The organism is Streptomyces sp. NPDC045695, from assembly GCF_056432025.1.
In genome coordinates, this window is the sequence record NZ_JBWKJU010000032.1 from 45,156 (window position 1) to 55,480 (window position 10,325).

General features: G+C 71.5%; 8 protein-coding genes. 3 read left to right on the forward strand and 5 right to left on the reverse strand.

Annotation, left to right across the window (positions count from 1 at the left end; all coding sequences use genetic code 11):
* Positions 1–5 precede the first annotated feature (5 nt).
* On the reverse strand, positions 6–980 hold the full coding sequence (locus tag AC07DU_RS32375) for a carbohydrate kinase family protein (RefSeq protein WP_360903101.1): 975 nt from the start codon (positions 978–980) through the stop codon (positions 6–8).
* A gap of 131 nt (positions 981–1,111) precedes the next feature.
* On the opposite strand from AC07DU_RS32375, the gene AC07DU_RS32380 reads away from it, so the two are divergent.
* Together AC07DU_RS32380 and AC07DU_RS32385 are read left to right on the forward strand one after the other, a co-directional pair.
* Complete coding sequence (locus AC07DU_RS32380; RefSeq protein WP_360903104.1) at positions 1,112–1,321, forward strand: hypothetical protein; 210 nt, start codon at positions 1,112–1,114, stop codon at positions 1,319–1,321.
* A gap of 115 nt (positions 1,322–1,436) precedes the next feature.
* On the forward strand, positions 1,437–2,882 hold the full coding sequence (locus AC07DU_RS32385; protein ID WP_479115381.1) for a hypothetical protein: 1,446 nt from the start codon (positions 1,437–1,439) through the stop codon (positions 2,880–2,882).
* A gap of 84 nt (positions 2,883–2,966) precedes the next feature.
* Here AC07DU_RS32385 and erpA read toward each other — a convergent pair whose 3' ends face one another.
* Complete coding sequence (gene erpA / locus AC07DU_RS32390; protein ID WP_214940913.1) at positions 2,967–3,323, reverse strand: iron-sulfur cluster insertion protein ErpA; 357 nt, start codon at positions 3,321–3,323, stop codon at positions 2,967–2,969.
* 303 nt (positions 3,324–3,626) lie between these two features.
* On the opposite strand from erpA, the gene nadA reads away from it, so the two are divergent.
* A complete protein-coding gene (gene nadA / locus AC07DU_RS32395) occupies positions 3,627–4,814 on the forward strand; it encodes a quinolinate synthase NadA (RefSeq protein WP_360903110.1) in 1,188 nt (395 codons plus the stop codon).
* A 65-nt stretch (positions 4,815–4,879) separates the two neighbouring features.
* Here the strand turns inward: nadA and AC07DU_RS32400 are convergent, their stop codons facing one another.
* From AC07DU_RS32400 to AC07DU_RS32410, 3 genes are all read right to left on the reverse strand, one after another.
* Positions 4,880–8,008: an efflux RND transporter permease subunit gene (locus tag AC07DU_RS32400; RefSeq protein WP_479039320.1), complete on the reverse strand. Its 3,129-nt coding sequence runs from the start codon at positions 8,006–8,008 to the stop codon at positions 4,880–4,882.
* A gap of 136 nt (positions 8,009–8,144) precedes the next feature.
* The gene (locus tag AC07DU_RS32405) at positions 8,145–8,864 is read right to left on the reverse strand and encodes a response regulator (protein ID WP_479115383.1); all 720 of its coding nucleotides are present in this window, start codon (positions 8,862–8,864) and stop codon (positions 8,145–8,147) included.
* Between the two features lie 104 nt (positions 8,865–8,968).
* Positions 8,969–10,135, reverse strand: a complete 1,167-nt coding sequence (locus AC07DU_RS32410; RefSeq protein ID WP_479115387.1) for a sensor histidine kinase — start codon at positions 10,133–10,135, stop codon at positions 8,969–8,971.
* Between the last annotated feature and the right edge of the window lie 190 nt (positions 10,136–10,325).

The following is a 10,325-nucleotide window of genomic DNA, read 5'->3' on the forward strand; positions in this document are numbered from 1 at the left end:
AGGGCCTAGGCCAGGTGGGCCTGGACCTCGGCCGCGGCCTCGTCGCCGTAGGCCTTGGTGAAGCGCTCCATGAAGTGCGCGCGGGCCAGGGTGTACTCCTGGGTGCCGAGCGTCTCGATGACCAGCGTCGCGAGCATGCAGCCCACCTGCGCCGCCCGCTCCAGGCTGACACCCCACGCGAGGCCCGTCAGGAACCCGGCGCGGAACGCGTCGCCGACACCCGTCGGGTCGACCTTCGCGGTCTCCTCGGGGCAGCCGACGACGATCGGCTCCTCGCCGGCGCGCTCGATCCGCACGCCCTGCGAGCCCAGCGTGGTCACGCGGGTGCCGACCTTCGCCAGGATCTGCTCGTCGGACCAGCCCGACTTCGACTCGATGAGGCCCTTCTCGTATTCGTTCGAGAAGAGGAAGGTCGCGCCCTCCATCAGGGTGCGGATGTTGTCGCCGTCCATGCGGGCGATCTGCTGGGAGAAGTCGGCGGCGAAGGGGATCCCGCGCGTGCGGCACTCCTCGGTGTGGCGCAGCATCGCCTCGGGGTCGTCCGCGCCGATCAGGACCAGGTCCAGCCCGCCCACGCGGTCGGCCACGGCCTTCAGCTCGATCAGGCGGGCCTCGCTCATCGCGCCCGTGTAGAAGGAGCCGATCTGGTTGTGGTCGGAGTCCGTGGTGCATACGAAGCGCGCGGTGTGCAGCACCTCGGAGATGCGGACGGACTCGGTGTCGACGCCGTGCCGGTCCAGCCAGGCGCGGTACTCGTCGAAGTCGTAGCCGGCGGCGCCGACGAGGACCGGGCGGCTGCCGAGCTGCCCCATGCCGAAGCAGATGTTCGGGCCGACACCGCCCCTGCGGACGTCGAGGTTGTCGACCAGGAAGGAGAGGGAGACCGTGTGCAGCTGGTCCGCGACCAGCTGGTCGGCGAAACGGCCGGGGAAGGTCATGAGGTGGTCGGTGGCGATGGAGCCGGTGACTGCGATGCGCACGGCGTGGACGCTCCTGCTGAGGACGGCGAGGGACAGTCAAAACTACCCGCTGAGCGGGCCCAGGCCGAACCCCTGAAACTACCCTGAAGTAACTCTTTCTTCGCGTGAGCCTCGGTGCCTACGGTGCCTCCATGACCTACACCGACGGTTTCGGCCGCTCCGAGTACACCGCTGACGAGCTCGACCGGCTGCTGGGCGACTGCGCCCGGATGGCCCCGCACTGGGCGGTCGCGGCCGGTCCCCGGCCGGTCCGCGTGGCTCCCTCGCAGATCAACGGGATCAGCGTCCCGCCCGCCTCGGCGCGGCTGATCGCCGGCACCGCCGCGTACGGGGACCAGTAGGACCCGCCCGGTCGGGGCCGGTCCGAACCCGGTCGGGAACCGGTGGGGAACCGGTTGGGCGCCTGTTCCGTCACACCCGCATCAGACACTGCGGAACCGGTGAAGGAGCGTTGCGGTGACCAGCGAAGAACCCGACACATCACGCGGCACACGACGGCGGCCGGCCTGGGCCGTCGGCTCGATCGCGGCGGCGGTACTGCTCGCGGGCGGCGGCACCGCCTACTGGGCGTCCACGGCCTACGGCGACGGTACGCCGGGCCGTACGGGCGACAGCGCGGCCTCCGCGCCCCGTGACGCGGGAGACCCCTCGGGCCCGGGCATCGCGCCCGGGGAGCCCGACCCGTCCGGGGCCGGTGTGGTCTACCGGACCGACGTCAAGCTCCCGGAGGGTCCGGGCACCGCGCCGGTCTTCGTCGCGTCCGGGGAGGTCACCTCGCAGGAGGTGAGCCGGCTCGCCCAGGCCCTGGGCCTCGCCGACGCCCCCCGGCTCAACGGGGAGACCTGGCTGGTCGGGGAGGCGGCCGACGGCTCCGGTCCGCGGCTCACGGTGAACCGCAAGGCCCCGGGGGCCTGGAACTTCGCCCGTCACCAGGCGCCGGGCACCGACAGCGGCAACGGCGCCGGGGACAACTGCGCGCGCGGCAAGGACACCTGCGGCCCGGCCACCCTCCCCAAGGTCCCCGGCGGCGCGGACGCGCCCAAGCCGGTGTCCGAGGAGACGGCCAAGGCCGCCGCCGCCCCGGTGCTGGCCGCGGCGGGGCAGGACGGGGCGAAGCTGGACGCCCGGCTCACGCAGGGTGCGGTACGGGTGGTGAACGCGGACCCGGTCGTCGGCGGGCTGCCCACGCAGGGCTGGACCACGCAGGTCAGGGTGGGGCCGGACGGCTCAGTGCTGTCGGGCACCGGTGAGCTGAAGGCGCCCGTGCGGGCGGCGGCCGAGCAGCCGGTGGTGGGGGCCGTGGAGGCGCTGGCCCGGCTGAACGCGAAGTCGAGCGGCCGTGAGGGCAGCCCGGAGCCCAGCGGCTGCGCGACCTCGGTCCCGCTGGATCCGGGCGACCCCGCGACCCTGCCGTGCAACCCGGAGCCCCGGCCCATGAAGCCGCCGCGGACGGAGACGGTGCGGGGCGCCGTACTGGGGCTGGCCCCCGGGACGCAGAACGGGGAGCGGGCCCTGGTCCCGGCCTGGCTCTTCGAGGTGGCGGGCCAGGGCGGAGCCCCGGCTCACACGGTGGCCCAGCCGGCCGCCGTCGAGTCCGCCGGCTCCGCCGAGCCGGGCACCCCGGGCCCGAAGGACGGTCGTACCGTGCCGGGGTTCTCGTACGCGCAGGCGGACCGGAAGCTGACGGTGAACTTCTGGGGCAGCGTGTGCAGCACCTACGCCCTGGAGGCGCGGGAGCAGCCGGACACGGTCATGGCGAAGATCACGGAGACCCCGAACAAGCCGGGGCAGGCCTGCATCATGCTCGCGCAGGAGATGTCCCTGACGGCGACGCTCCAGCAGCCGCTGGGTGACCGGAAGGTGGTCGACGCGACCTCGGGCAAGCCGCTCCCCCGGCAGTAGCCCGTACGAAAAGGGCCCGCCTCCGGTCGGATGCGACCGGAGGCGGGCCCTCGTCGTACAGGTGGTCCGGGCTGGGCCGGGGTCCTAGCTGAACGAGTCGCCGCAGGCGCAGGAGCCCGTGGCGTTCGGGTTGTCGATCGTGAAGCCCTGCTTCTCGATGGTGTCGACGAAGTCGATCGACGCGCCGTGCAGGTACGGGGAGCTCATCCGGTCCGTGACGACCTTCACGCCGTCGAAGTCCTTCACGACGTCGCCGTCGAGCGAACGCTCGTCGAAGAAGAGCTGGTAGCGCAGGCCGGAGCAGCCGCCGGGCTGGACGGCGACGCGCAGCGCCAGGTCATCGCGGCCTTCCTGCTCCAGCAGGGTCCTGACCTTGTCGGCGGCGGCGTCGGACAGGAGGATGCCGTCGCTCACGGTGGTCTTGTCGTCCTGTACGGACATCTGCATTCACTCCCGAAGTGGGCGGCTCCCCGCCGGAGGCGAGGAAACGTCGGACTCTTGCCGTCGGTGGCAACGAGCGGGACCGCGGATTCATTCCGGGACCCGACGCTTGTTTCAGATATTCCATGCTCGCACACCGCGCGGAGGGTGAACCCGACTGGATCGCCCGGATCCGGGGGCTGATGCGTCACATTGACACTATCGGCATCGTCAAACTGACGTGAAGCGGTTATGATAGATAGCGTCAAGTAGACGAGAAGTCGAAGCGATGATCCAGAAGTCCCTTGTCGCAGAACAGAAAGGGTGCGTGTCGTGACCACCGCCCAGCCGTTGGACGTCCAGCCGACGCCCCTTGCCCTGCTGCTGCTCGGCCGCGAGGCCGACCCCAAGAGCGAGCGCGGAGTGGAGTGCCCCGGCGACCTTCCCTCGCCGTCGGACCCGAACCTCGTGGCGCGTGCCCGCGCGGCCAAGGAGAAGCTCGGGGACAAGGTCTTCATCCTCGGCCACCACTACCAGCGTGACGAGGTCATCGAGTTCGCGGACGTCACCGGCGACTCCTTCAAGCTGGCCAAGGACGCGGCCGCCCGGCCGGAGGCGGAGTACATCGTCTTCTGCGGCGTCCACTTCATGGCCGAGTCCGCGGACATCCTGACCTCGGACGACCAGAAGGTCGTCCTGCCCGACCTGGCCGCCGGCTGCTCGATGGCCGACATGGCCACCGCCGAGCAGGTCGCGGAGTGCTGGGACGTGCTGACCGAGGCCGGTGTCGCCGACGTCACGGTGCCCGTCTCCTACATGAACTCCTCGGCCGACATCAAGGCCTTCACCGGCAAGCACGGCGGCACGATCTGCACCTCGTCCAACGCGAAGAAGGCCCTGGAGTGGGCCTTCGAGCAGGGCGAGAAGGTGCTCTTCCTCCCCGACCAGCACCTGGGCCGCAACACCGCCGTCCGCGACATGGGCATGTCCCTGGACGACTGCGTCCTGTACAACCCGCACAAGCCGAACGGCGGCCTGACCGCCGAGCAGCTGCGGAACGCCAAGATGATCCTGTGGCGCGGGCACTGCTCGGTGCACGGGCGCTTCTCGGTCGACTCGGTCAACGACGTGCGCGCCCGGATCCCCGGCGTGAACGTCCTGGTCCACCCCGAGTGCAAGCACGAGGTCGTGGCGGCCGCGGACTACGTGGGTTCCACGGAGTACATCATCAAGGCGCTGGAGGCGGCCCCGGCCGGCTCCAAGTGGGCCATCGGCACCGAGCTGAACCTGGTCCGGCGCCTGGCGAATCGATTCGCCGCCGAGGACAAGGAAGTCGTCTTCCTCGACAAGACGGTCTGTTTCTGCTCGACGATGAACCGCATCGACCTCCCGCACCTGGTGTGGACCCTGGAGTCGCTGGCGGAGGGCACCCTCGTCAACCGGATCCAGGTCGACAAGGAGACGGAGAGCTTCGCCAAGCTCGCGCTGGAGCGGATGCTCGCGCTGCCGTAACGGGCGGTCCGGCAGACACACGAAGGGGCGGCCCCCGTACGGGGACCGCCCCTTCGTCATGCGGGTCAGACGCCGGTCGGCGTCTCCTCCTTCGGGGAGACCACCCTCAGCCTGGCCTCGCCGCGCGCCGAGCGCTTGGCGCGCCGGCGCTCCTTGCGCAGCTCCACCATCGTGTAGAGCGTCGGTACGAGCAGCAGGGTCAGCAGGGTCGAGCTGACCAGGCCGCCGATCACCACGACGGCGAGGGGCTTCGAGATGAAGCCGCCCTCACCGGTGACGCCGAGCGCCATCGGGAGCAGCGCGAAGATCGTCGCCAGGGCCGTCATCAGGATCGGGCGCAGCCGGTGCCGGCCGCCCTCGATGACCGCCTCGACGACGCCCAGTCCCTGGGCGCGGTACTGGTTGACCAGGTCGATCAGGACGATCGCGTTGGTCACGACGATGCCGATGAGCATCAGCATGCCGATCATCGCCGGGACGCCCATCGGGGTGCCGGTGACCAGGAGCAGACCGAGCGCGCCGGTCGCCGCGAACGGGATGGACACCAGCAGGATCAGCGGCTGGATCAGCGAGCGGAACGTCGCGACCAGCAGCATGAACACGATCGCGATGGCCGCGAACATCGCCAGGCCCAGCGAGGCGAAGGCCTCGTCCTGGTCCTCGGAGACGCCGCCGATGGAGGCCGTGGCGCCCTCCGGCAGGTCCAGTGCCTTGAGCTTCGTCTGGAGCTCGGAGCTGACCGCGCCCGTGTTGTCGCCCAGCGGCCGCGCCGTGACGGTCGCGGCGCGGGCGCCGTCGATCCGGGTCATCGCGACCGGGCCGGGGACCTCCTTGACCTCGGCGATGTCGCCGAGCTTCAGGGGGCCGACCCGCAGCGCCTGCAGTTCGGCCAGGGTGGTGGCCGGCTGCGCGGACTTGATGACGATGTCCCGCTCGGTGTCGTCCAGTACGGCCTTGCCCGCCGGGTTGCCCCGTACGGCCTGCGCCACGATGGCGCCGAGCGCGGCCTGGTTCAGGCCCGCCTCCGCCGCCTTGGGGGTGGCGGTGACGGAGATCCGCGGCACGGACTGGGACAGGTCGCTCTGGACGTCGGTGACGTTCTTCAGGGCGGCGACCTCGGCGCGGACCTGCTCGGTGGCCTTGGCGAGGACGTCACCGTCTCCGGCCTTGACGACCACGCTGAGGTTCTGGCTGCCGAAGGCGTCGCCCACCGTGATCCGGGTCCGGCCGATGCCGTCGAGCTTGGCCAGCTCGCCCTCGATCCGCTTCTTCACGGCGTCCGCCTCGCCGGCGTCCTTGAGCGAGACCTGGAAGGAGGCCTGGTTGGATCCCGTACCGCCGCCGAAGGCCGCGAGGAAGCCGGAGGAGCCGACGGTGACCTGGTAGCTCTTGACGCCGTCGACCGAGGCCAGCGCCTTCTCGATCTTGCGGCTCGCCTCGTCGGAGGCGCCCAGCGAGGTGCCGGGGGCGAGCTCCTGCTTGACCGTCAGGATGTCCTGCTCGCCCTGGTCGAAGAAGTTGGTCTTCAGCAGCGGGGTCATCCCGAAGGTGCCGAGGAGCACGACGACCGCGATGGCCACACTGGTCAGGCGTCGCCGGGTGGCGAAGCCCAGGACCCGTACGTAGAACCGCTGGAGCTTGCTGCGCGCCTCCTTCTCCTCGGCCTCGCGGCGGGCCCGGGCGGCGCTCTCGGCGTCCCCGGCCGCGACGCCCTTCGGCGCGCTCAGGAACCAGTACGAGAGCACGGGTACGACGGTGAGGGAGACGAGCAGCGAGGCCAGCAGGGCCGCGGTGACGGTGAGCGAGAAGGAGCCGAAGAGCTCGCCGATCATGCCGCCGACGAGGCCGATGGGCAGGAAGACGGCGACGGTGGTGAGCGTCGAGGAGGTGACCGCACCGGCAACCTCCCTGACCGCGGTGAGGATGGCGGTCTCGCGCTCCTCGCCGTAGCCGAGGTGGCGCTTGATGTTCTCCAGGACCACGATCGAGTCGTCGACGACGCGGCCGATGGCGATGGTGAGGGCGCCGAGCGTCAGCATGTTGAGCGACAGGTCGCGGGTCCACAGCACGATGAGCGCGAGGACCACGGACAGCGGGATGGACACCGCGGTGACCAGGGTCGAGCGGAGCGAGGCCAGGAAGACCAGGATCACGAGCACCGCGAAGACCAGACCGAGCAGGCCCTCGGTGGTCAGGCTGGAGATGGACTTGGCGACGGCCGGGCCCTGGTCGCTGACGACGGTCAGCTCGGCGCCGGAGCCGAGGGCGGAACGCAGCTCGGGCAGCTTGTCCTTGACGGCGTCGGAGATGGCGACGGCGCTGCCGTCCTTGTCCATGGTGAGGACGAGGGCGAGGCTGGGCTTGCCGTTGGTACGGGTGAGCGAGACGGCCTTGGCGGGCTCCTGCTTGACGGCGGCGACGTCGCCGAGGCGGACGGCCGGCTTGCCCGGGCCGGGGCTCAGGCGCAGGTCCTCCACCTGGGCGACGGAGGTGTAGCCGGCGCCCACGCGGACCGTGCGGTTCTTGCCCGCCTCGTCGAAGGAGCCGGCGGGTACGCTCGCGCCGCCCGCCTGGAGGCCCTGGGCGAGGGCGGCGCCGTCGAGGCCGGCGGCCGCGAGCTTGGCGTCGTCGGGGGTGACGGTGACCTGGAGGTCCTGGACGCCGTCCACGGTCACCTGGCCGACGCCGTCGATGTCCGAGAGGACGGGGACGACGGACCGGTCCAGCTGGTCGGCGAGCGCCTGCTGGTCCTTGTCGGAGGTGACGGCGAGGATGACCGTCGGGATGTCGTCGGTGGAACCGGCCACCACCTGCGGATCCACCTCGGCGGGCAGCCGGACCCGGGCCCGGTTGACGGCTTGCTGGACGTCGGCGACGAGCTGCTTGGTGCCGCTGTCGCCGTAGTCGAAGGTGGCCATGACGAGGGCGTTGCCCTCGCTGGCGGTGGACGTGATGCCGGTGATGCCGTCGACGCCCTTGAGCATGGCCTCGATCGGTTCGACGACCTGCTTCTCCACCACGTCGGGCGAGGCGCCCTGGTACGGCGCGAGCACGGACACCATCGGCAGTTCGATGGAGGGCAACAGCTGCTGCTTGAGCTGCGGGATGGCTATGGCCCCGAAGAGGAGCGCGACGATCGACACGAGGCCGACCAACGCTCTTTGGGCCAGGCTGAACCGGGACAGCCACGACATGGGTGTGAGATCTCTCTGCAGTGACGAACGCAAGGGCCTTTCCAGCCTCTCCCGCGGCGCGGGCGTCTTGCGTCGCTCCCAGGTCCCGTCCTTATCTGCGGCATACCGCGTCCGCAGTACGCCGTACTACTGCGCCCTACTGCGCTCGTGGATGGACCAGGCCCGATTCGTAGGCAATGACCACCAATTGGGCCCGGTCGCGGGCGCCGAGCTTGGCCATGGCCCGGTTCACGTGGGTCTTGACGGTGAGCGGGCTGACCTCCAGCCGTCCGGCGATCTCGTCGTTGGACAGGCCCCCGGCGACGTGGACGAGGACCTCGCGCTCCCGGACGGTCAGCGCGGCGAGCCGCTGCGTGTGCGCCCCGGACTCGGCCACGGAGGGGTCGGCGCCGCCGCCCTGGGCGAGGAAGGTGGCGATGAGCCCCTTGGTGGCGGCCGGGGAGAGCAGCGCCTCGCCGGCGGCGGCGACGCGGATGGCGTTGAGCAGTTCCTCGGGCTCGGCGCCCTTGCCCAGGAAGCCGGAGGCGCCGGCCCGCAGGGCCGCGGCCACGTACTCGTCGACCTCGAAGGTCGTCAGCATCACCACGCGCACGGCGGCGAGGTCCGGGTCCGCGCTGATCATGCGGGTGGCGGCGAGCCCGTCGGTACCGGGCATCCGGATGTCCATGAGCACGACGTCGGCGCGCGTCTGGCGGGCGAGCGCGAAGGCCTGCGCCCCGTCGGAGGCCTCCCCGACGACCTCCATGTCGGGCTCGGAGTCGACGAGCACCTTGAAGGCGCTGCGGAGCAGGGCCTGGTCGTCGGCGAGCAGCACTCGGATCCGGCTCACGGGGCTGGCGTCGGCAGGCGCGGTCATGCGCTCAGGGTAGGCGCGTCCCCGGATCACCACGTCACCAGGTCACCACGTCACGCGGTCACCAGGTCACGCGGTCACCAGGTCACCGGGGTCGCTGGGGAGCCTCACACCGGCAGGACCGCGTGGACGCGGTAGCCGCCGCCGAAGCGGGGGCCCGCGAAACAGGATCCGCCCAGGGCGGTGGCGCGCTCCCGCATGCCGAGCAGACCGTGCCCGCCGCCCGGCTCCGCGTCGCGGGGCTCCGCGCCGCCGCCGTCGTCCAGGACCGTCACCTCCACCGAGGCGCCGACCCGGACCACGCTCACCTCCGCCCTGACCCCGGGGCCCGCGTGCTTGCGTACGTTGGTCAGCGCCTCCTGGATCACCCGGTACGCCGCCAGGTCCACCGCGGCCGGCAGCGGCCCGGCTCCGGTGTCCAGCTGGACGATCACGTCCACGGGCAGCCCGGCGTGCCGGAAGGTGTCCACCAGATCGTCCAGGACGCCCAGCCCGGGCGCGGGCTCGGTCGGCGCCTCGGGGTCGCCGGACTGCCGCAGCAGCCCGACCGTGGCCCGCAGCTCGTTCAGCGCGGAGCGACTGGCGTCCCGTACGTGGGCCAGGGCCTCCTTGGCCTGGTCCGGCCGCTTGTCCATGACGTGCGCGGCCACGCCCGCCTGCACGTTGACCAGGGCGATGTGATGGGCCACCACGTCGTGCAGGTCCCGCGCGATCCGCAGCCGTTCCTCGGCGACCCGCCGCCGGGCCTCCTCCTCGCGGGTCCGCTCGGCGCGCTCGGCCCGTTCCCGGATGGCGTCGACGAAGGCCCGCCGGCTGCGCACGGCGTCCCCGGCCGCCGCGGCCATCCCGGTCCAGGCGAAGATCCCGAGGTTCTCCTGGGCGTACCAGGGCAGCGGCCCGGCGAGCATGGCCACGCCCGTCAGCCCCGTCATGGTGAGCAGCCCGATCCGCCAGGTCGTCGGCCGGTCGGTGCAGGAGGCGACCGTGTACAGGGCGATCACCGTGGACATGACGACGGGCGCCCGCGGATCCCCGGTGGCCAGCTCCAGCAGGGAGAGCCCGCAGGTCACGGGCAGCACGGCGCGCGGCTGCCGGCGCCGGAACACCAGGGCGGCGGCGCCCAGGAGCATCAGCAGCAGCGAGAACGGATCGGGGGTGCGCGTCCCGAAGGTGGGCCCGTGGGGCCCGTTCGGATCGGCGAAGGAGCCGACGACCATGGCGACGAACGCCCCGAACGCCAGCACGGCGTCGGTGGCCAGCGGATGCGTCCGCATCCACTGCCGGCTGGGGCCGAACCGCCCGGGCTCTGTCGTCACGCGGATACGGTACGGGCTGGGGGCGCGGCCGGGACACATACCCCTGCGGACACCCCTAGCTTGATCTTTAACCCTTGCGGCGTGGGCGAGGAGTCGTGGACTTCTTCGCTTTCGGTTTCGCGGTGTCTTGTTTGCGGACTGTGTGCAC

Excerpts from the sequence above, each read along its gene's own strand:
- AC07DU_RS32380 (WP_360903104.1), top strand. The coding sequence starts at position 1,112 with ATGACCTACACCGACGGTTTCGGCCGCTCCGAGTACACCGCTGACGAG.
- erpA (WP_214940913.1), bottom strand. The coding sequence starts at position 3,323 with ATGTCCGTACAGGACGACAAGACCACCGTGAGCGACGGCATCCTCCTG.
- AC07DU_RS32400 (WP_479039320.1), bottom strand. The coding sequence starts at position 8,008 with ATGTCGTGGCTGTCCCGGTTCAGCCTGGCCCAAAGAGCGTTGGTCGGC.
- AC07DU_RS32405 (WP_479115383.1), bottom strand. The coding sequence starts at position 8,864 with ATGACCGCGCCTGCCGACGCCAGCCCCGTGAGCCGGATCCGAGTGCTG.
- AC07DU_RS32410 (WP_479115387.1), bottom strand. The coding sequence starts at position 10,135 with ATGCGGACGCATCCGCTGGCCACCGACGCCGTGCTGGCGTTCGGGGCG.